This is a genomic window from Cyanobium sp. WAJ14-Wanaka, from assembly GCF_024345375.1.
Lineage (GTDB): Bacteria > Cyanobacteriota > Cyanobacteriia > PCC-6307 > Cyanobiaceae > Cyanobium_A.
The window spans coordinates 69,483-88,074 of sequence record NZ_JAGQAZ010000002.1; the positions used below are offsets into that span (position 1 = coordinate 69,483).

Annotated in this window: 22 protein-coding genes; 11 read left to right on the plus strand and 11 right to left on the minus strand. The window is 64.1% G+C overall.

Features of this window, described 5'->3' with window-relative positions; translation table 11 throughout:
- Positions 1–30: 30 nt before the first annotated feature.
- From KBY49_RS07145 to KBY49_RS07155, 3 genes are all read right to left on the minus strand, one after another.
- Positions 31–1,200: a citrate synthase gene (locus KBY49_RS07145; RefSeq protein WP_254934126.1), complete on the minus strand. Its 1,170-nt coding sequence runs from the start codon at positions 1,198–1,200 to the stop codon at positions 31–33.
- Positions 1,201–1,282: 82 nt separating this feature from the next.
- The gene (locus KBY49_RS07150) at positions 1,283–1,807 is read right to left on the minus strand and encodes a histidine phosphatase family protein (protein WP_254934127.1); all 525 of its coding nucleotides are present in this window, start codon (positions 1,805–1,807) and stop codon (positions 1,283–1,285) included.
- A complete protein-coding gene (locus KBY49_RS07155) occupies positions 1,800–3,419 on the minus strand; it encodes a DUF3352 domain-containing protein (RefSeq protein WP_254934128.1) in 1,620 nt (539 codons plus the stop codon). The genes KBY49_RS07150 and KBY49_RS07155 overlap by 8 nt, the downstream gene beginning before the upstream one ends.
- Before the next feature lie 51 nt (positions 3,420–3,470).
- Here KBY49_RS07155 and KBY49_RS07160 point away from each other — a divergent pair, with 51 nt between their 5' ends.
- Complete coding sequence (locus tag KBY49_RS07160) at positions 3,471–3,815, plus strand: rhodanese-like domain-containing protein (RefSeq protein WP_254934129.1); 345 nt, start codon at positions 3,471–3,473, stop codon at positions 3,813–3,815.
- 145 nt (positions 3,816–3,960) lie between these two features.
- Positions 3,961–4,905 (plus strand): heat-inducible transcriptional repressor HrcA, encoded by a 945-nt coding sequence (locus tag KBY49_RS07165; RefSeq protein ID WP_254934610.1) that lies wholly within the window; start codon positions 3,961–3,963, stop codon positions 4,903–4,905.
- A 10-nt stretch (positions 4,906–4,915) separates the two neighbouring features.
- Here the strand turns inward: KBY49_RS07165 and trpB are convergent, their stop codons facing one another.
- Positions 4,916–6,175 (minus strand): tryptophan synthase subunit beta, encoded by a 1,260-nt coding sequence (gene trpB, locus KBY49_RS07170; RefSeq protein ID WP_254934130.1) that lies wholly within the window; start codon positions 6,173–6,175, stop codon positions 4,916–4,918.
- A gap of 55 nt (positions 6,176–6,230) precedes the next feature.
- Here trpB and KBY49_RS07175 point away from each other — a divergent pair, with 55 nt between their 5' ends.
- Together KBY49_RS07175 and cysC are read left to right on the plus strand one after the other, a co-directional pair.
- A complete protein-coding gene (locus tag KBY49_RS07175) occupies positions 6,231–6,575 on the plus strand; it encodes a translation initiation factor (RefSeq protein ID WP_254934131.1) in 345 nt (114 codons plus the stop codon).
- Between the two features lie 46 nt (positions 6,576–6,621).
- Positions 6,622–7,260 carry an adenylyl-sulfate kinase gene (gene cysC / locus KBY49_RS07180; RefSeq protein WP_254934132.1) on the plus strand — a complete coding sequence of 213 codons (639 nt, stop codon included), beginning with the start codon at positions 6,622–6,624 and terminating at the stop codon, positions 7,258–7,260.
- On the opposite strand, the gene KBY49_RS07185 is transcribed toward cysC, so the two are convergent.
- A complete protein-coding gene (locus tag KBY49_RS07185) occupies positions 7,247–8,305 on the minus strand; it encodes an AI-2E family transporter (protein WP_254934133.1) in 1,059 nt (352 codons plus the stop codon). The genes cysC and KBY49_RS07185 overlap by 14 nt on opposite strands.
- Positions 8,305–8,862: a 5-(carboxyamino)imidazole ribonucleotide mutase gene (gene purE, locus KBY49_RS07190; protein WP_254934134.1), complete on the minus strand. Its 558-nt coding sequence runs from the start codon at positions 8,860–8,862 to the stop codon at positions 8,305–8,307. Before purE ends, KBY49_RS07185 begins: the two co-directional genes overlap by 1 nt.
- Before the next feature lie 58 nt (positions 8,863–8,920).
- Between purE and KBY49_RS07195 the strand changes: the two genes are divergently transcribed.
- Positions 8,921–10,096: an N-acetylglucosamine-6-phosphate deacetylase gene (locus KBY49_RS07195; protein WP_254934135.1), complete on the plus strand. Its 1,176-nt coding sequence runs from the start codon at positions 8,921–8,923 to the stop codon at positions 10,094–10,096.
- A 68-nt stretch (positions 10,097–10,164) separates the two neighbouring features.
- Positions 10,165–10,869: a magnesium protoporphyrin IX methyltransferase gene (bchM, locus tag KBY49_RS07200; protein WP_254934136.1), complete on the plus strand. Its 705-nt coding sequence runs from the start codon at positions 10,165–10,167 to the stop codon at positions 10,867–10,869.
- Here bchM and KBY49_RS07205 read toward each other — a convergent pair.
- The 3 genes from KBY49_RS07205 to KBY49_RS07215 form a co-directional block, all read right to left on the minus strand.
- Positions 10,840–11,811: a pseudouridine synthase gene (locus KBY49_RS07205; protein ID WP_254934137.1), complete on the minus strand. Its 972-nt coding sequence runs from the start codon at positions 11,809–11,811 to the stop codon at positions 10,840–10,842. The genes bchM and KBY49_RS07205 overlap by 30 nt on opposite strands.
- 91 nt (positions 11,812–11,902) lie before the next feature.
- Complete coding sequence (locus KBY49_RS07210; protein ID WP_254934138.1) at positions 11,903–12,658, minus strand: response regulator transcription factor; 756 nt, start codon at positions 12,656–12,658, stop codon at positions 11,903–11,905.
- A 20-nt stretch (positions 12,659–12,678) separates the two neighbouring features.
- Entirely contained in the window at positions 12,679–13,227 is a 549-nt protein-coding gene (locus KBY49_RS07215) for a hypothetical protein (protein ID WP_254934139.1), read from the minus strand.
- Between KBY49_RS07215 and KBY49_RS07220 the strand changes: the two genes are divergently transcribed.
- Entirely contained in the window at positions 13,207–14,358 is a 1,152-nt protein-coding gene (locus KBY49_RS07220) for a cysteine desulfurase family protein (RefSeq protein ID WP_254934140.1), read from the plus strand. The genes KBY49_RS07215 and KBY49_RS07220 overlap by 21 nt on opposite strands.
- A 63-nt stretch (positions 14,359–14,421) precedes the next feature.
- Entirely contained in the window at positions 14,422–15,189 is a 768-nt protein-coding gene (locus KBY49_RS07225; RefSeq protein ID WP_254934141.1) for a hypothetical protein, read from the plus strand.
- Positions 15,190–15,215: 26 nt separating this feature from the next.
- On the opposite strand, the gene rsmH is transcribed toward KBY49_RS07225, so the two are convergent.
- On the minus strand, positions 15,216–16,112 hold the full coding sequence (gene rsmH, locus KBY49_RS07230; protein WP_254934142.1) for a 16S rRNA (cytosine(1402)-N(4))-methyltransferase RsmH: 897 nt from the start codon (positions 16,110–16,112) through the stop codon (positions 15,216–15,218).
- 50 nt (positions 16,113–16,162) lie between these two features.
- Here rsmH and KBY49_RS07235 point away from each other — a divergent pair, with 50 nt between their 5' ends.
- The 3 genes from KBY49_RS07235 to KBY49_RS07245 are packed head-to-tail and all read left to right on the plus strand — an operon-like array spanning position 16,163 to position 18,068.
- On the plus strand, positions 16,163–17,347 hold the full coding sequence (locus KBY49_RS07235; protein ID WP_254934143.1) for an NAD(P)H-quinone oxidoreductase subunit H: 1,185 nt from the start codon (positions 16,163–16,165) through the stop codon (positions 17,345–17,347).
- A complete protein-coding gene (locus tag KBY49_RS07240; protein WP_254934144.1) occupies positions 17,337–17,579 on the plus strand; it encodes a hypothetical protein in 243 nt (80 codons plus the stop codon). Before KBY49_RS07235 ends, KBY49_RS07240 begins: the two co-directional genes overlap by 11 nt.
- Before the next feature lie 42 nt (positions 17,580–17,621).
- Positions 17,622–18,068: a thioesterase family protein gene (locus tag KBY49_RS07245; RefSeq protein WP_254934145.1), complete on the plus strand. Its 447-nt coding sequence runs from the start codon at positions 17,622–17,624 to the stop codon at positions 18,066–18,068.
- Positions 18,069–18,159: 91 nt separating this feature from the next.
- Here KBY49_RS07245 and KBY49_RS07250 read toward each other — a convergent pair whose 3' ends face one another.
- Positions 18,160–18,540, minus strand: coding sequence for a MerR family transcriptional regulator (locus tag KBY49_RS07250; RefSeq protein ID WP_254934146.1), 381 nt, complete (start codon positions 18,538–18,540; stop codon positions 18,160–18,162).
- Positions 18,541–18,592 lie beyond the last annotated feature (52 nt).

The following is an 18,592-nucleotide window of genomic DNA, read 5'->3' on the forward strand; positions in this document are numbered from 1 at the left end:
CACCATTGGGGTTGTTCAGATTTGAGCAACTTAGCGGGCCCCTTGGGGAAGCCATGGTCTTTCGGCATGGCCTGTGTAGATCTGGGTAGGGCGGTAGATGCGGTTGGCCCCGAGTTGCTCCTTCCAATGGGCCAACCAGCCGGCCGTGCGGGCAATGGCAAAAATTGGGGTAAAGAGGTCTTCGGGGATGCCCAACTTGCGATATACAAGCCCTGAATAAAAGTCGACGTTGGGGAAAATCCCCTTTGGGCCAAGCCGATTAGCGGCTACTGCTTCGAGCTTGCGGGCCCTGTCATAGAGGGGATCGTGGCCGAATTTGTCGAAGAGCTGTTCGGCCAACTTCTGGAGAATTCCGGCCCGGGGATCCTTGACCTTGTATTCCCGATGGCCAAAACCCATAATTTTTTGCTTCTCGGCCATCGCCCGTTCCAGCCAGGGCTCCACCTGGTCTTCGCTGCCGATCTGCTCCAGCATTGTGAGCACGTCCTCATTGGCACCGCCATGGAGCGGGCCTGCCAGGGTTCCCACAGCCGAGGCCACCACCGCGTAGGGGTCGGTGAGGGTGCTGGCAGTGACGCGGGCGCTAAAGGTGCTGGCGTTGAGGCTGTGCTCGGCGTGGAGGATCAGGCAGGCATCAAAGATGCGGGCCGCCAAGGGATCCGGCTCCCGCTCGGTGAGCATGTAGAGAAAATTGGCCGAATAGGCCAGGTCATCGCGGGGCTGGATCGGATCCTGACCTTTGCGAATCAACTGAAAGGCCGCCACCATCGTGGGGATCTTGGCGATCAGGCGGACCACCGCCGCCACGATGTACTCGGGGTTATCGAGGGCCCTGCGTGAATAGAACAGCCCCAAGGAGGCCGCGCTGGCCTGGAGGGCATCCATCGGGTGCCCCGCCGAGGGGAAACTCTTCATCATGTCGCGGATGCGGAAGCTGACCCGCCGGTGCATTTGCACCTCCTGCTCAAATTCCTGGAGTTGATCCGACTTGGGCAGTTCACCCCAGATCAAGAGATAGGCAGTTTCCAGAAAACTGCTGTGGATCGCCAGTTGACCCACCTCATAACCCCTATAGGTGAGCCTGCCCGCCTGGCCATCGATGGCGCATATGGCCGACTGGGTAGCGGGTACCCCCTCCAAGCCTGGGCGAAACAGGGCGTTTAGGGATTCGAGCCCGGCACTGGTTGCTACTGATGCCATCCGCAGGGGAGCCGATCCTTGAAACCTACGGCCGACCGGCCGACCCATGCAGTAGCGCACGCTGCCAGCAGGGGTAGGGCCCCTAGCCAGCCAGGATTTGCCTGGGTGCCATCAGCAACCTCAACTGGGCGGCCCCAGGCCCGAGCTGCAGCAGGGCAATCCCGGCCTTTTTGAGGGGGATGGTGCCTGCGGGGGCCCCAATCAGAAGGGCGGCCAGGTCGCCCAGGTCGGGTTCATGGCCCACCAGGGCCCAGCGGGAGTCCAATGCCAAACCATCACAGCAAACCTGTTGGCGCAGGCGTTGAACCAGGGCCCAGCCATCTGCGCCTGGTGCCCGGGCATCAGCTCCAGGCGCCAAACCCGGCTCGATTTGGCACTGGCCCCCGGGCAGCAGCAAGCCAGCCTCCACTGCAATCTGGGCGGTTTGCCTGGCCCGCAGCAGCGAACTGCTGAAAATGCCTTGGCAGTGCAGCTCCATGGCGATTAGCCGTTCCACCACGGCACGGCTGCGCAAGCGACCTGGCTGGGTGAGCGCTCGATCGTGGTCGAGCAGCCCGGGCTGAAGCTCCTGGGCTATGCCATGGCGCAACAGCAGGATTTCAAGCAAAGCTCAACCGGGCCTTGAAATGCAGCCCATTGGTTTCGGGTTCAAGCCCCACTGTCAGGCCATCTACCGAGGCCGCCAGGGGCTGGCCAGCCAGGCCCGAGAGCAGTCGCCAGGTACCCCAACCCTGGATCAGGCCCTGGGCCTTAGGGCCCGCCATCGCCCATTGGAGGGGGGCCTTGGGCATCGCCAGCTCTGTCAACTGGTTTTGACGCTGCTGGGGACCCTGGCGCAGGTCCCGTTGTTGCTGGAGCACCGCCAGGGTTTGGCCCCACCAGGCAATGGTGCCCTCGGCGCTGCGGGCCCCCTCGAGGCTGGCCTGGAGCGGCTCCCTAACGGAGGCGGGGGATTTGAGCCGAGTCCAGACCTGGAGGGGAGGCCCCCCCTCCACCGCCAGGGGGGCGGTGATCAGGCCCTGGCCAGGCAAGGCCCCGTCTAGGGCCTCGGGGGCTGGCTGGTTAAGGCCCGTACCGATCTGCCAACCCTCGGCTGCCTCACTCCAGAGCAGGGGGCCGGCATCGGCCAGGGCCACCAGGGCAGGGATTGGGCTAGGGGTTGTGGGTTCCGGAGAAGTGGGTTCGGCGGAAGTGGAATCAGGGGAGCTGGTTTCGGCCAGGATTGCCTGGAGCAGGGGCTGCCAGGGGGCGGGCCAGCCGGCGGGGTTTTGGAGCAGGGCCAAGCTGCTCTTCTGGCCATGCAGAGCGGCCAACAGGGCAGCCGTGCGGCTGGTGTCGGGCAAGGGTCGCCAGGGCAAATTCCCCTCGTCCAGGCCAACCACCACGTCGGCCACCAGGGTTCCCCGCTCTGGCCTCAGGGTCGCCAGCAGATCCTTCACCCCTGCCTGATCAATCAGATCTTTCGGCAGGCCCAACCATGGGGCCATCGCCTCTGGTCGGGCAGTGAGCAGGGCAGAACCCTGGGCCAACCGCTTCACCCCAGCCTGGAAGCTGGCGGTGGTGGCCTGGTTGAGGCCATCGATCTGGGAAACGTCGAGGGCCTGTTGGAGCACGCCCTGGCCGGAGGCGATCAGCACCAGGTCGTCGTTGATTAGGGCGGTGGCCAGGGGCATCGGGGTGGAGCCCACCAGGGCGCCGCGGCCGCTGATCAAACCCATGCCCCGATAGGTGCTGACCTGCACATCGGTGCCGGCGAGGCTGCGGACTTGCCAGAAACGCTGTAGGAAGCGCCTGGCTCCATCGCCATGGCGGCTGCGCAGGGCCAGTAACCAACCCTGGGGCGCCTCTGACGATCCCCCGTTGATCAAGGCCAGGCTGGTCTCCGGACCCAGCCAACTGGCCAATTCGGCCTGGTAATCGATCCCGGCGGCGGCAAAGGCGCCATCGCGCAAACGGGCAACGGTTGCGGCCGCCTGGTGGCGCCGGGCCGTGGGCGCCACGGCCCGGCCATAGACCACGGGCTGCTCTGGATCGGTGAGCCAGTAAAGGCTTAAGGGCGTTAGGCGCGGCACAAAACGGGCTGCCATGGGCACCGCCAGCAGCTGGTTCTGCAACTTCAGCGGTGACTGGCGCAGCACGATCCACCAACCTCCAAAACCGAGGCTTGCCAACACAATCGCCACCGCCAGCACAACGGCCAGGAAGGGGCGGGCCTTCATGCGCCCAAAGCAGGATGGGTCCATCTTGACCTGAACCGGCGCGATTGCCCCATGGCCAGCCCCCAAACAATCCGGCCCCAGGAACTCCAGCAAAGCCTGGAGAGCGGTGAGCCCATCCAGCTGGTGGACGTCAGGGAGATGGAGGAGTTGGCCCTGGCCCGCCTCCCCTACCCGGTGCTGCACCTGCCCCTAAGCCAGTCGGAGCAATGGATGGGCAGTCTGGAGGAGCAGCTGGATCGGCAGCGACCGGTGGCCGTGATCTGCCATGCCGGGGTGCGCAGCTGGCATTTCGCCTGCTGGCTGATGGAGCAGCACGGCTACGAGCAGGTATGGAACCTGCAGGGCGGCATTGATTCCTGGAGCGTCGAAGTAGACCGCAGCGTGCCCCGCTACTAGCCGGCAGCCCAGGGGGCTTTCCTACTGTTTGCGCAAGCCACGTTGCCTGGGCCCCTTGTCTCAGAGCGCCCTACCGCTGCGTCCCCTCTCCCTGAGGCCCCCATCCCAGCGCCCCCTCTCGCTTCGCCAGCGGGAAGTGCTGCAGATGGCCGTGCGGCACTACGTGGACACGGTGGAACCGGTGGGCAGCGGCACCCTGGTGCGGCGCTTTGGGCTAGCCGCCAGCCCCGCCACGGTGCGTTCGGCGATGGGGGCCCTGGAACAACGGGGCCTACTCACCCAGCCCCATACCTCGGCGGGCCGGATCCCCAGCCAGGAGGGCTATCGCCTCTTTGTGGACCAGCTGCTGCCCGCCCCAGGAGCTGGAGCCCTGCAATTGCAGCGGGAATTGCTGGATCTGAGCCTGCCCTGGGCGGCCCTCGACGATCTACTACTGCACCTCGGCCGGCGCCTAGCCGACCTCACGGGCCTACTGAGCCTGATCACCAGGCCCCAGCGGCCTGAGGGCCAGGTGCAAGCCCTCAGGCTTGTTCCCAGGGGTGATCGGCTGATGGTGTTTGTGGTGGGAGGCGCCGCTGCCAGCAGCCATCTCAACCTGCCCCTAGCCGGCCACCAACCGGGTGATTTGGCCGCCCTGGAGCGCTGGGTTACGGACCAACTCCAGGGGCCATCGCACAAGCCGATCGACTGGAACAACCTGCCGCGCCAATTGGGCCGTCCCGGCGCCCTATTGCGCCAAGCCCTCGATGCCCACGCAGAGGCCGAACAGCGCCATGGGGCCGGGGCCGTGGCCACCGGCCTGGCGGGCCTACTGGGGCAGCCGGAATTCAGCCAAACGGCCCAGCTGAGGCCCTTGGTCGAACTGGTGGAGGAGGCACCCCAGCAGCTCCTCCAACAGGGAAATGTGTGCATTGGGGCAGAACATCCCCACCAGGCCCTGCGCCAGTGCGCCGTGGTTCAGGCCAGCTATCGCAGTGGCGATGGGGGCTTGGGCCATGTGGCCCTGGTGGGACCAATGCGGATGGCCTATGCCACCGCCCGGGCTGCGGTGGCCTCGGTGGCAGAGCTACTGGAGCGACTCCTGGCCTGAAAACCAGCCATCAGCCCATCAGGGAACCGCCGAGCTTTTCGGCCACAGTGTTGACGTCCTTATCGCCCCGACCCGACAGGTTGAGCACCAACTCAGTGCCAGGGGCCAGGGTCGGGCAGAGCTTCTCCAGCCAGGCAAAGGCGTGGGCCGTTTCCAGGGCCGGGATGATCCCTTCAAGCTGGCAGAGCAGCTGGAGGGCATCGAGGGCCTCCGCATCGGTGACGGCGCCGTATTCAGCCCGGCCGATCGTTTTGAGGTAGCTGTGCTCGGGGCCCACGCCGGGGTAATCGAGGCCGGCGCTAATCGAGTGGGCCTCCTGCACCTGGCCTTCGCTGTCCTGGAGCAGCAGGCTCATGGCGCCGTGCAACACCCCCACCCGGCCTTCGGTGATCGTGGCGGCATGGCGGCCGGTGGCAACGCCATCGCCTGCGGCTTCCACCCCCACCAGGCGCACATTGGCATCCTCTACGAAGGGGTGGAACAGGCCCATGGCATTGGAGCCACCGCCCACACAGGCCACTAAAACATCGGGGTTGCGGCCAAAGGCCTCATGGCACTGGCGCTTGGTTTCCTCGCCGATCACGGCATGGAAATCGCGCACCAGCATTGGGAAGGGATGGGGGCCGGCCACCGAACCGAGGATGTAGTGGGTGCTCTCCACGTTGGTCACCCAGTCGCGGATCGCTTCGCTGGTGGCGTCCTTGAGGGTGGCGGTGCCGGCGGTCACCGGTTGCACCCTGGCCCCCAGCAGGCGCATGCGGAACACGTTCAGGGCCTGGCGGCGCATGTCTTCTGCGCCCATGTAAATGACGCAATCCAGGCCGAAGCGGGCGCAGACCGTCGCTGTGGCAACGCCGTGCTGGCCGGCACCGGTTTCGGCAATGATCCGTTTTTTGCCCATGCGCAGGGCCAACAGCGCCTGGCCCAGGGCGTTGTTGATCTTGTGGGCACCAGTGTGGTTGAGGTCTTCCCGTTTCAGCCAGATCCTTGGCCCGCCCTCGGCGCGGCGGTAATGCTCGGTGAGCCTTTCCGCCTCATAGAGGGGATTGGGGCGCCCCACATAGGTGCGCAGCAGGTGGTTGAGCCGGTCGGTGAAGGCCGGATCCTTCCAGGCTTCCGCAGCGGCCTGCTCCAGCTCCCCCAGGGCCGGGATCAGGGTTTCGGGAACGTATTGGCCGCCGAACTGGCCATAGCGGCCGAGGCTGTTGGGCCGGGCATCCAGGGCCAGGGCTGCCGGATCAACGGAAGTCAAGGGGAAGGTGCTGGTCACCGGCTGCGGTGCGTTGTGATGTAAGGGTAAGAACTTGAGAACACAGACCAAGGCCATGACCAAGGGCGGCTGGCAGGAATTCAGCAATGCCGAGAGCCTGAAACGGCCCACGGCTGGGGGGGCTGGCAATGGTGGGGCTGGCGGCGGGCTGCCCAAAAACCAGCAGCGGGTGCGGGTGCAGCGCACCAAAACCGGCAAGGGCGGAAAGCTGGTGACAGCCATCAGCGGCCTGGAGGCCCCAGAGGCGGAACTCAAAACCCTGCTCAAACAGCTCAAGGCCAGCGCCGGTACCGGCGGCACCCTCAAAGACAACCTGATCGAATTGCAGGGCGACCAAGTGGCCCTGGCCCTTAACACCCTGGAGCAGGCGGGCTACCGGCCCAAGCAGGCAGGCGGCTGAGCCACCAGCAAGAATGCCGGCCACGAACTCACCCGCAGCAGCAGCCATGACCAAGAGCCCCTACGGCGAGCTCAGCAACCAGGGTGCCTCCACCAACATCGCCTGGCACCACACCTCAGTGGATCGCCAAAGCCTGGCCGAGCGCCGGGGCCACCGCAGCGCCATCCTCTGGTTCACCGGCCTGAGTGGCTCCGGCAAAAGCACCCTGGCCAATGCGGTCAATTCAGCCCTATTTGAACGGGGTCTGGCCTGCTACGTGCTCGATGGCGACAACATCCGCCACGGCCTCTGCAAAGACCTGGGCTTCTCCGATGCCGACCGAGAAGAGAACATCCGCCGCATTGGCGAAGTGAGCAAGCTGTTTTTGGATGCGGGCGTGGTGGTGCTTACGGCCTTTGTGTCGCCCTTTAGGGCCGATCGCGACAGGGCCCGCGCCCTGGTGGCCGAGGGAGATTTCATCGAAATCCACTGCGCCGCGGACCTGGGGGTATGCGAGCAGCGCGACACCAAGGGGCTCTACGCCAAGGCCCGCGCCGGCGAAATCAAGGAATTCACGGGCATTTCCAGCCCCTACGAGGCCCCCGAACAGCCCGAGCTGAGCATTGCCACGGGCAGCCAAAACCTGGAGGAATGCGTGGCCCAGGTGATCTCCCACCTCGTAGCCAAAGGAATCATTCCCGCCTGAGCTGGTTGCCCCAGGCATCCAGGAAGGTTTTGGTGCAGCTGGCCACCGGCACCGCCAACAGCAACCCGAGGAGCTCCCCCAGCCCCAACAGGCTGCCCAGCCTGGCCCCCAAGGGCAGGCTGATCAACAGCCAGGCGGGCTGCAGTCCCACGATGCTGCCCATCAGCCGGGGTTGGATCACCTGGTCCACCACCTGGCCCACGCTGATCGCCGCCACCAGCACCTCCAGGCCCGTGCGGGGATCCTCAAGGGCCAAAAGCACACTCACGGCCACGATCGTGACCGCGCTGGCATAGGGCACCAGGGTGGTGAAGCCAATCGCCACAGCAAACAAAACGCCGTAGGGAATGCCCAACAGGGTGAACACCAGGATTTGGGCGCCGCTGAGGATCAGGGCCAACAGCACCTGGCCGGCGAAATAGCCCCGGAAGGTGCGGCTCAAGGTGCCAACCGCCAACTGCCTTGCGCCAGGGGGCAACCATTGGGCTAGGCCAGCGGCGATCGACTCGCCCCCCAGCAGCAGAAAAATAGCCAGCACCGCCACGATCAAGGTGTTGACCGTGATCCCCACCGTGGCCCCCAAAAGACCCAGCAGGCGCTGGCTCACCTGGCTCGCCACCTGGCTTGTGCGCGTAAGCAGGGCACTGCTGATGTCCCCGAAATCGGTGGGCAATCCGCGGGAGGCAGACCAGGCCTGCAGCTTCTGCAGCAGCAGTTCGCCCTCTGAAAGCCAACCGGGCAAAGCATTGAGCAGCTCGCCCAGTTGCTCAACGAGCCGGGGCACCAGCCATACCGCAGCAAGGGCCAGCAGCCCCAGGCTCACGCCCAGCACCAGGCCAATGGCCAGCAGCTTGGAGAAGCCCCGACCCTGCAACCAGCGACTGGGTATGTCCAGCAGAAAGGCAATCAATGCCGCACCCAAAAACAGCGCGGGGAAAGGCGCCAAGGGCAACAACAACTGGCGCAGCACCCACAGGTTGAGCACCAGCAGGGGCAGGGCCAGGCCGACCTTCAGCCAGGGCGGTAGAACAAGCCGTTCAAGCATCAGTTCATCTGCTCCAGGTAGCGGTGGCTGCCGAGCTGCTGCAGTCGGCTGTCCTTGGCGCGCACCTGGCCATGGAGATCGGCGCGGTAGGCAGTGAGGGCGGCGGCAAGCTCTGGCCTGGCGGTGGCCAAAATCTGCACCGCCAACAGGCCCGCATTGGTGCCGTTGCCGATGGCCACGGTGGCCACGGGGATGCCAGCCGGCATTTGCACGATTGAGTGCAGCGAATCCACCCCGGCAAGGGCCCTGCTCTGCACTGGTACGCCAATCACCGGCAGGGTTGTGAGCGAAGCCACCATCCCGGGCAGGTGGGCCGCGCCCCCGGCACCGGCAATAACCACCTTGAGGCCGCGGCCGGCAGCCTGCTGGGCAAATTCGACCATTTCCAAGGGCGTGCGGTGGGCAGAGAGCACCCGCACCTCAGCCGCCACCCCAAAACGTTCCAAGATCTCCACCGCCGGCTGCATGGTGGGCAGATCGGAATCACTGCCCATCACAACCGCCACCAGGCACTCAGCAGGGGCAATTCCGGAAGGGGCCGTAGCAGGAGCAACCATGGGGAGCTGGGGCCAGCAAGAATTCCATTCTCCCCCGCTCGCCCCACAGGAGCCATCCATGCGCTGGTTAACCAACGTGCGTTTGCCCCAGGCCAAGCGCTGTAGCCATGGAGCCCAGCAGCTCTGGCGGGTGGGCGTAGATGCGGACGGCACGATTTCGGCCGTGGAACCCCTGCCAGCGGGCAGCGTGGCAGCTGGGATCGATTGGAGCGGCGACTGGCTCAGTCCAGCCGGGGTGGATCTACAAATAAACGGCGGCCTTGGCCTGGCCTTTCCCGAGCTAACCCAAGCCGATCTGCCCCGCCTCGAGGAGCTGCTGGAAACCCTTTGGGCCGATGGGGTGGAAGCGATCTGCCCCACCCTGGTGACCTGCGCCGTGGCCCCCCTGCGCCAGGCCCTGGCGGTGCTTGCCGAAGCCCGAGAGCGCCACCGGCCGGGCCGGTGTCAGCTGCTGGGGGCCCACCTGGAAGGGCCCTTTCTGGAGCCCAGCCGGCGGGGCGCCCACCCGGAAGCTCACCTATGTGCTCCAAGCCTGGAGGCCCTCGCGGAGCGGATTGGGGGATTTGAAGCCGACATTGACCTGGTGACCCTGGCGCCAGAGCTGGCCGGTGCCGCCGAACTGATCGATGCCCTCAGATCCCAGGGCATCGTGGTGAGCCTGGGCCACAGCGCCGCCAACGAAAGCCAGGCCGAGGCGGCCTTTGCTGCAGGGGTTGGCATGGTGACCCACGCCCTTAATGCCATGGCCGACATGCACCGCAGAGCACCCGGCCCGGTGGCCGCAGCCTGCCTGCGGGACGACGTGGCCCTGGGGCTGATCGCCGATGGGGTGCACGTGGCTCCCTCCATGGCGCTGTTGCTGCAGCGACTGGCGCCGGGCCGGCTGGTGTTGGTGAGCGACGCCCTGGCCCCCTATGGGTTAGCCGATGGCGAACACCGCTGGGATGAAAGGGTTTTGCTGGTGCACAAGGGCACCTGCCGCCTGGCCGATGGCACCCTGGCCGGGGTGACCCTGCCCCTGCTGGAGGGAGCGCGGCGCCTGGCCGGGTGGGGCTGCCCAGCTGGCCAGGCGATTGCCGCTGCCACCCTGACTCCTCGGCAGGTGCTTGGCGATCACCGCCCAGCCGCTGAAATGCTTTTGGGGATCCCCATTACGGAAACCCTGCGCTGGCACCAAGACAGTTCGGGCCTCAACTGGCAGCGCGCTGCGGCCGCCCAAAAAGCAGCCCCTTAGGGACCAGCTACCTAGGATCCAATCCTTCTGATCCCGCCCCCAGTCTGCCGTCAATGCCCCCATCACCCATGAGCACCCAAGCCGAACAAGCTGCTGAGAAGGAGGTGGTGAAGGGGTATTTCGAGAGCACGGGTTTTGACCGCTGGAACCGCATCTACAGCACATCTGACGATGTCAACCGGGTGCAGCGCAACATCCGCATCGGCCACCAAAAGACCGTCGACAACGTGCTGGCCTGGCTACAGGAGCAGGGTGATTTGGCGGGCCGCAGCTTCTGTGATGCCGGTTGCGGCGTAGGCAGCCTCAGCTTGCCCTTAGCCCAACTGGGGGCCGGTTCGATCGCCGCCTCAGACCTGTCTGAGGCGATGGCAAAGGAAGCCTCGCGCCGGGCCGAAGCCGCCGGTATTAGCCCCCAGCAGCTCAGTGTGATCGCCTCTGATCTGGAGGGCCTCAGCGGCAGCTACGACACCGTGATCTGCCTGGATGTGTTCATCCACTACCCCCAGCAACCGGCCGAAGCCATGGTGCGCCATTTGGCCTCAATGGCCGAAAAGCACCTGATCGTCAGCTTTGCCCCCTACACCCCATTGCTGGCGGCGCTTAAAAAGATCGGCGAACTATTTCCAGGCCCCAGCAAGGCAACCCGGGCCTACACCCTCAGGGAGAAGGGAATCCTGGCCGCCGCTGCGGAGGCCGGCTTCAAACCCTTGCGCCGCAGCCTCAACAAGGCCCCCTTCTACTTTTCAAGGCTGATCGCCTTCGAGCGCAACTAGCTGATCAGGCCCGTGGCCAGGGCCAGTAATCAGAAAGGTGGGCAGGGGAGCTTCCAGCTTCAACAACGCTCCGTCGGGCCGGGCCAATTGGAGGCGATGGGCATGGAGCTGGTAGCCGCCGTCGCCGGGCAGGGCATCGGGGCGGGCCAACCCACCAGCCAGGTAGAGCGGATCCCCCCATAGGGGCGCCCCGGCGGCGGCGGCATGGATGCGGATTTGGTGGGGCCGGCCGCTGGCAATAGCCACCTCCACCAGGCACGCCCCCTGGCGGCGTTCAAGCAAGGTGAGCTGGCTGTGGGCCGGCAAGGCTGTGGGGTCTAGGGAGTGGGAGGGGTTGGAGGGGGGAACGGCACACCAAATCTCACCCAACAGTGGATGGGGCCTGCGGCCTATGGGCGTGGTGAGGGGGCGGCTTTCGGCCACCGACCAATCAGGAGGCAAGGGCGCAGTGAGGGCTCGGTAGGTCTTCTGGCACCGGGCTGGCGATGAGCTTGGCGATGCAGCTAGTGATGCTTCTGGACTGGCGGCGGTGCTGTCGCGGAGCTGGGCACTGAGCCAGGCGCGGGTGCTGCTTTGGCGGGCGCAGACCAACAGACCGGAGGTATGGCGGCCCAGGCGGTGCACGGGCCGGGCCGGGGGCCAGCTCGCCTGCAGCTGGGCCAGGAGCGTGTGCTCCAGGAACCCCCCGGCCGGCAGCACCGGCAGCCCGCTGGGCTTATCGAACACCAATAGGTCGCCGTCATCGAACAGGGGGCTTGGCAGCACCGGTACGGCGGGCTCTTGCCAGGGGGGCCGATGCCAGACCAGTTGATCTCCGGCTGCGAGGGGACCATCGGCCCGGAGTTGCTGGCCGTTTAGGCAGATCTCACCGGCGGCGAGCCGCTCCAGCCACACCAACGCACTGGAATGGGGGTAGCGGGATGCGTAAAAGAAACTGGTCAATTGACCAGAATGTTGGAGAGCAACGCGATCGCGGTAGGCGTGGCCGCGGTTTAACTCACTCCACAAGCACTTTTCACTCCACAAGGCTTAATCACTCCACAAGACCGTGCTCGAGGGCATAGCGGACCAGCTCGGTGCGGCTGGCCGTACCCGTTTTGATAAACAGGCGGCTCACGTACTTCTCCACGTTGCGGATGGAGGTTTCTAGGCGCCGGGCTATTTCCTTGTTCATCATTCCCTCAGCCACCAGCTGCAGCACCGAGGCTTCCCGGGGAGTGAACACGTGGTTAACCGCTTCGATCGCCCTCTTACTGCCGCCCGTGGCCAGCAAGGATCGAATCTCGGTGATCTGTTTAGCCATCTGGCCGATATCGGCATCGGCAAAGCGGGCCGCCTCCGCCAGCAAGCGATCCTGCCTTTGCACCGCATTGCGCACCCGGGCGACCAGCTCATCGGGGTCGAACGGCTTGGGGATGTAGTCGTCGGCGCCGGCCTGGAAACCGGAAATGCGGTCAGCCGTCATGCCTTTGGCTGTAAGGAAGATCACCGGAGTGCCCCCTAGCCGTTCATCGGCCCGCAGCCGCTTCAGTAATCCGTAGCCATCACAGCGGGGCATCATCACGTCGGTGATGACCACGTCCGGCAACAGCTCCTGGGCCTGGATCCAACCCTCCTCGCCATCGTTGGCGGTGGTCACCGCAAAACCCTCGTCCTCGAGGTAGGCCTTAACAGCCGTGCGCAGCCCCGGTTCGTCGTCCACCAGCAGGATCCGGGCTGGGGGAGCTGGCGTCTCAGGCACCGGCAATTCTGGAGAAGTGGATTCTGGTGCTGGGGATTCTGGGTTCATGGCCGTAAGTGTGGGGGCTGTCAGTTGCCGCGTCCAGGCAAAACCTGCTCGGATTCCCGTAGTGCGCCGCTGTAGCCCAAGCTGCGGGCCAGGGACCCCAAACTGGCTGGATCCTTACCTGCTTGCTGGGGGTAGCAAGTAGCCCACCAGATCAGATGGTCGATCCGGTTGCCGGGATGGATCTGGCCGCCGGGATTCAGCTCCCGCACCAACAAATTGCTGCCATTACTGGTCACCCGCATCGGTGCCTCTGGGCTGCAGCGCACCGTCTCGCTGATCACCTTCATCTCGTTGGGCAGCTCATCCCAAAGCTTGATCTGCCATAGGCCAGGTCTGTGGGGATCGGCCTTGGCGGCGTAAACCCCCATTACATGGCTGCCGTAGGGCACTGGCCTCTCCAGGATCACCAGGAGGCCTGGGGGCCTGGCCTCGGCGGGATTGCTCTTGATTGCTTCTTTAGCCTCAGCCGGCAAGAGCACCCCGGGCAGAACGGCCAGGCAAAGCAGGGACTGCTTGAGGGATTTTTGAAGAGTTGTCAGCATGGGGCCATGCTCGCGTACCTCGACCACCACGCCACAACCCCCTGCGATCCCGCCGTGGTGGAAGCCATGGCCCCCTGGTGGACTGAACAATTCGCCAACCCTGCCAGTCGCAACTATCAGCCTGGGCTGCTGGCGGCCGCCGCAGTGCAGAACGCCCGCAGCCAGATCGTCGCTGATCTGGGTGTGCAGCCGGAGTCGGTGATTTTTACCAGCGGCGCCACCGAAGCCAACAACCTGGCCCTCAAGGGCCTAGCCGAGGCTGAAATCGAATCGGGGGGCCAGCGACGCCATCTGGTCACCCTGGCCACCGAACATCGGGCCGTGCTCGATCCCCTGCGCTACCTGGCCCGCCATGGCTTCGAGCTGACCGAGCTGGCGGTGCTTCCCAACGGACTAATAAATCTCGAGGAACTGGCGGCCGCCCTCAGGCCCGACACCCTGCTGGTGAGCGTGATGGCCGCCAACAACGAAATCGGAGTGTTGCAGCCGATGGCCGAGATCGCCGCCCTTTGCCATCAAGCCGAAAGCAGCCATCAAAAAACAATCCACCTCCATTGCGATGGCGCCCAGGCCGTGGGGCACATTCCCCTGCAACCGGCTGACCTGGGCGTAGATCTGCTGAGCATCAGCGGCCACAAGCTCTACGGCCCCAAGGGCATTGGCGCCCTGGTCGTAAAGCCTGGGATTCGGCTGGCGGCCCAGCTCCATGGCGGCGGCCAGGAGCAGGGGGTGCGGGCCGGCTCCCTGCCGGTGCCCCTGATCGTGGGCTTGGCCAAGGCCCTGCAGTTGGCCCTAGCCGACCAGCAACTGCGAAGCGAGCGGCTGGGGGAGCTGCGCGACCAACTCTGGCGGCAGCTGGAGCCCCTGGGCGACCTAAAACTCAACGGCGACCTGGCAGCTCGCCTACCCCACAACCTCAACCTGACCGTGGGGGGCGTTGATGGCGCCCGCCTGCACCAACTGCTGCGCAGGAAGATCGCCGTCAGCAGCGGCTCCGCCTGCAGCCAGGGCAGCCCCTCCCATGTGCTTGCCGCCCTGGGCCGCAGCCGCCAAGAGGCCGGCGCCTCAATCCGATTTGGCCTGGGCCGTCACACCACAGCTGCAGAGATCAGCTGCGCCGCGGTCGCGGTGGCCGAAGCGATTAGAAGCCTTCGATAGATCACAGAAGCTGGGCAAGGTCCGACTCAATCGCTACTTTTTGCAAAACCCCCTCTTTTAACCATGGGATTGCCAACACCTGGCACCAACAAAATCCAGGTTCTGCGAGCTGTTGAAGATGGCTGGCAGGCCTTTTGCCGCGCCCCCTGGAGTTTCCTTCTGTTTCAGATCCTCTCTGGCCTAATCATGCTGCCGTTTGTGGCCATTGCGGCCGCAGGTGGTGCCCGCCTGGCCGAAGTGCGTGAACTGATGGTGCTGCACCCCGTCGGCGCCTGGATGGCGTTGATCGTGGGCGTGATCGGCCACGTGATCGTCGCCCTTTGGACCTTCGTGGGCCTCACCCGCGGCGCCTGGATCTGCCTTGAGGGCCGTAAGCCCAGCTTCGCCGACTTCACCCGCTGGGACCGTCCCGCCAGCGCCCGCTTGCTGGGTTCAGCCGTCCTGCTGGCAATCCTGGTGGGCGTGGCCGTGGCCATCGCCGCCCTGATTGGCACCGGCCTGGGCAAGGTCAACATGGTCCTGAGCGTGATCCCGATGATCGTCTTGACGATCTTCCTGATCTGGCTAGGTATCACCCAGAAGTTCCTGATTCAAACCTCGCTACTGGGAACCTCTGAGCCCACCAAGACAATTGGCCTCGGGGTCAACATGGTCAACCCCAGCTGGTGGATGGTTCTGTGGCTGGCCGTCATTGAAGGTGTGATCAACACCATCGGCGGTCTCTTCAGCTACGGCGGCCTCTTGGTGGTGGTGCCCGTGCTGCTGTGTATTTCCACTGCCGCCTATCGCCAGCTGTTCGGCCCCGAAGACCAAACCGGTCTGCTGAGCTGACTACCTGAGCTAGCTACCTGAGCTAACTAACGGCGGCGCGCCACGCGCCACTTCGCTGAACGGCTGCGGGGGTTGGAGCTTTGCTCCTCCTCCGTGGCCGTTTCTGGTTTGCGGGTTACCCGCTGCAGGCGTTCATCGGAGCTAAAAGCGGTTTTGACCCGCCTGTCCTCGAGGGAGTGGAAGCTGATCACCCCAACTAGCCCCCCGGGCACCAGCCAATCAGGGGCAACCTGGAGCAACTGGTCAAGCACCCCCAGCTCGTTGTTTACGGCGATGCGCAGGGCCTGAAAGGTGCGCGTCGCCGGATGGATCCGCCCCCGCCGCGCCTTGGGCGGGTAACAGCCGGCCACTAGATAGGCCAGCTCGGCCGTGTCCTGCGGAACCTGCTCCTTAAGCCGCCGGGCGATGCGCCGCGACAGCCGCTCTTCGCCGTAGGCATAGATCAGGTCGGCCAGCTCAGCCTCCTCAAGCCGTTCGATCAAGGCGCCAGCGCTTTCGCCGACCTCGGGATTCATCCGCATGTCGAGGGGTCCGGCCAGCCGAAAACTGAAGCCCCGCTCCGCCACATCCAACTGCGGACTGCTCACACCCAGATCGGCCAGCACCGCCACGGCAGGCTCGCTGGGCACAAAACCGGCAAAATTGGCGGCCACGATCCTGACCCGATCGCCAAAGGGGGCGAGGCGCTCGGCGGCGGCGGCGCGGGCGCTTGGGTCCTGGTCCAGCCCCACCACGCGCAAACCGGGATGGGCCTCCAGCAACAGGGCACTGTGGCCGCCGCCGCCGAGGGTGCAATCCACTAGGACCCCGCTGCGATCAGGTTGTTGGGCCAATAGGGGCCCCAACTCCGCGAAGGAATTCAGCACCGGCTGGGCCAGCACCGGCACGTGGGTGAACACCTCAGCCAGCGGAAATCCAAGCAATGGATAGTTCCTTCCTAAGATCTCACCATTGCAATGCAAGCCACGGCCCCATGACGCAACTGGAGACGCGCACGGAGCCGATGGTGGTCAACTTCGGGCCCCACCACCCCTCCATGCACGGGGTGTTACGGCTGGTGGTGACCCTCGACGGCGAAGACGTGGTGGATTGCGAGCCGGTGATCGGCTATCTCCACCGCGGCATGGAGAAGATCGCCGAGAACCGCACGAACATCATGTTTGTGCCCTACGTGAGCCGCATGGACTACGCGGCCGGCATGTTCTACGAGGCGATCGTGGTCAACGCACCGGAGCGGCTGGCGGATGTGCCGGTGCCAAAGCGGGCCAGCTACATCCGGGTGTTGATGCTGGAACTGAACCGCATTGCCAACCACCTGCTCTGGCTTGGTCCATTTTTGGCCGACGTGGGCGCCCAGACACCATTTTTCTACATCTTCCGAGAACGGGAGATGATCTACGACCTCTGGGAAGCGGCCACCGGCCAGCGGATGGTCAACAACAACTATTTCCGCATTGGTGGCGTAGCTGCAGATTTGCCCTACGGCTGGCTGGAAAAATGCCTGGATTTTTGTGATTGGTTTGGTCCAAAGATCGATGAATACGAAAAACTGATTACAAACAATCCAATTTTCCGCCGCCGCATCGAAGGCCTGGGAATTATTACCAAAGAACAGGCGATCAATTGGAGCCTTTCTGGCCCCATGTTGCGGGCTTCTGGCGTGCCCTGGGATCTACGCAAAGTTGATCACTACGAGTGCTACGACGACTTCGATTGGTCCGTGGCCTGGGCCACCGAAGGCGATTGCTATGCCCGCTATCGGGTTCGAGTGCAGGAGATGCGCCAATCCCTCAAGATCGTGCGCCAGGCCTGCAACATGATTCCGGGCGGCCCCACCGAAAATCTCGAATCAAAGCGCCTCACAGAAGGAAAGGGCAGCGAATGGTTTGACTTCGACTATCAATACGTGGCCAAAAAGGTTGCACCCACCTTCAAGATTCCATCGGGCGAGCTCTATACCAGGCTCGAATCGGGCAAGGGTGAAATTGGCGTATTCATTCAAGGCAACGACGATGTAACCCCATGGCGCTTCAAAATCCGCGCCGCCGACTTCAACAACCTGCAAATCCTGCCCCACATACTCAAGGGCCACAAGGTCGCCGACATCATGGCAATCCTTGGCTCTATCGACGTAATCATGGGCTCTGTTGATCGCTGAACTGGCTGTTATTCAGCGTTATTTTTCCATTTCCCCACTCGAAATCAGTGTCGCCATTGAGCCTAGAGGTGGCAAAGAATGGGCAAAACAAGGGCCAAATAAGTGCAAGGGGTTTGTCAAGCCCCACGGACAAATTGGGGAGCAAACCCAAGGGGAAAGTGGCAGGGAAACCATCGCCAAGGTGGTGCCAAGCGACTTTCAGAAATCTGTACAGTCCGTACAGCTGTTGTGAGGTGTGTGTACTGAACGTTCTCAGTCAGCCACACTGACCCCCATGGCCCCCTCCGACTGGCTGCTGCTATGCCGCACCGTGCGCTTTGGCGACACCGACGGTGCCGGGGTGATGCACTTTCAGCAGCTGCTGCGCTGGTGTCACGAGGCCTACGAGGAAAGCCTCGAGCGTTTTGGCTTAAAGGCTGGGGAGATCTTCCCGACCCAGGCCCGGATGCCAGCGGTCGCCCTGCCGATAGTTCATTGCAGCGCCGATTTCCTGGCACCACTGGTCTGTGGCGACCCCCTGGCGATTCGCCTGGAGCCGAGGCGCCTGGATACGGGCAGCTTTGAGCTGCAGTTCAGCTTCAGCAGCGGCGAGAAAGCGGCGGCCCGCGCCCTAACGCGCCACCTGGCCATCGAAGCCGCCAGCCGCCAGCGCTGTTCCCTGCCGCAGCCGATCAACCGCTGGCTGGAAGCCTCAACCCTGGGGACGATCCAGCCCCTTTAAGCCAGCTTCTCAAGCTTTTGGGCGGCCCACTGCGCCAATGGCCCCGTTGCCAATTGATGACCCTTTGACCTTGATGAAAACCAGAAGGTCGTCAAGTTTTACGGCCGCCGCAGTCTTGCCAATCGTTGAGCAAGGACATCAACTCAATTGAAATTGCCCGAAGTGCGGTGATCTTGTACTCAATTTCACCTGCCTTGCTGCGAATGGTGTCTTGCAGAGACGTGCAAGTGCAGATTCCTGAACGCCGAGATTCCAAAATCTTCATCACATCTGCCAAGGAAATGTCCAAATCCCTGAGTGTGCGGATAAAGGATAGATCCTGAAAAACATTCGGGTCAAACAGTCGATAGCCACCGTCACTTCGGCTATCTGGATGGATCAAACCTTCATCGCAATAAAAGCGAATGGTCTTGACCGTAAGGCCAGAACGCGCCGAGACGTCGCCGATTTTGAGGAGCTTTGCCTCAGCCACTTGACTCTCCAGTAACAGGAGTAATCACAATAGGGATCCTGTCCTCCTTGCC

Coding starts and splice junctions, on each gene's coding strand:
- bchM (WP_254934136.1), top strand. CDS start 10,165: ATGAGCACCCAAGCCGAACAAGCTGCTGAGAAGGAGGTGGTGAAGGGG.
- KBY49_RS07155 (WP_254934128.1), bottom strand. CDS start 3,419: ATGAAGGCCCGCCCCTTCCTGGCCGTTGTGCTGGCGGTGGCGATTGTG.
- KBY49_RS07165 (WP_254934610.1), top strand. CDS start 3,961: ATGGCCGTGCGGCACTACGTGGACACGGTGGAACCGGTGGGCAGCGGC.
- KBY49_RS07235 (WP_254934143.1), top strand. CDS start 16,163: ATGACGCAACTGGAGACGCGCACGGAGCCGATGGTGGTCAACTTCGGG.
- KBY49_RS07185 (WP_254934133.1), bottom strand. CDS start 8,305: ATGCTTGAACGGCTTGTTCTACCGCCCTGGCTGAAGGTCGGCCTGGCC.
- KBY49_RS07145 (WP_254934126.1), bottom strand. CDS start 1,200: ATGGCATCAGTAGCAACCAGTGCCGGGCTCGAATCCCTAAACGCCCTG.
- purE (WP_254934134.1), bottom strand. CDS start 8,862: ATGGTTGCTCCTGCTACGGCCCCTTCCGGAATTGCCCCTGCTGAGTGC.
- KBY49_RS07220 (WP_254934140.1), top strand. CDS start 13,207: ATGCTCGCGTACCTCGACCACCACGCCACAACCCCCTGCGATCCCGCC.
- KBY49_RS07210 (WP_254934138.1), bottom strand. CDS start 12,658: ATGAACCCAGAATCCCCAGCACCAGAATCCACTTCTCCAGAATTGCCG.
- KBY49_RS07245 (WP_254934145.1), top strand. CDS start 17,622: ATGGCCCCCTCCGACTGGCTGCTGCTATGCCGCACCGTGCGCTTTGGC.
- KBY49_RS07160 (WP_254934129.1), top strand. CDS start 3,471: ATGGCCAGCCCCCAAACAATCCGGCCCCAGGAACTCCAGCAAAGCCTG.
- KBY49_RS07175 (WP_254934131.1), top strand. CDS start 6,231: ATGACCAAGGGCGGCTGGCAGGAATTCAGCAATGCCGAGAGCCTGAAA.
- cysC (WP_254934132.1), top strand. CDS start 6,622: ATGACCAAGAGCCCCTACGGCGAGCTCAGCAACCAGGGTGCCTCCACC.
- KBY49_RS07195 (WP_254934135.1), top strand. CDS start 8,921: ATGCGCTGGTTAACCAACGTGCGTTTGCCCCAGGCCAAGCGCTGTAGC.
- KBY49_RS07225 (WP_254934141.1), top strand. CDS start 14,422: ATGGGATTGCCAACACCTGGCACCAACAAAATCCAGGTTCTGCGAGCT.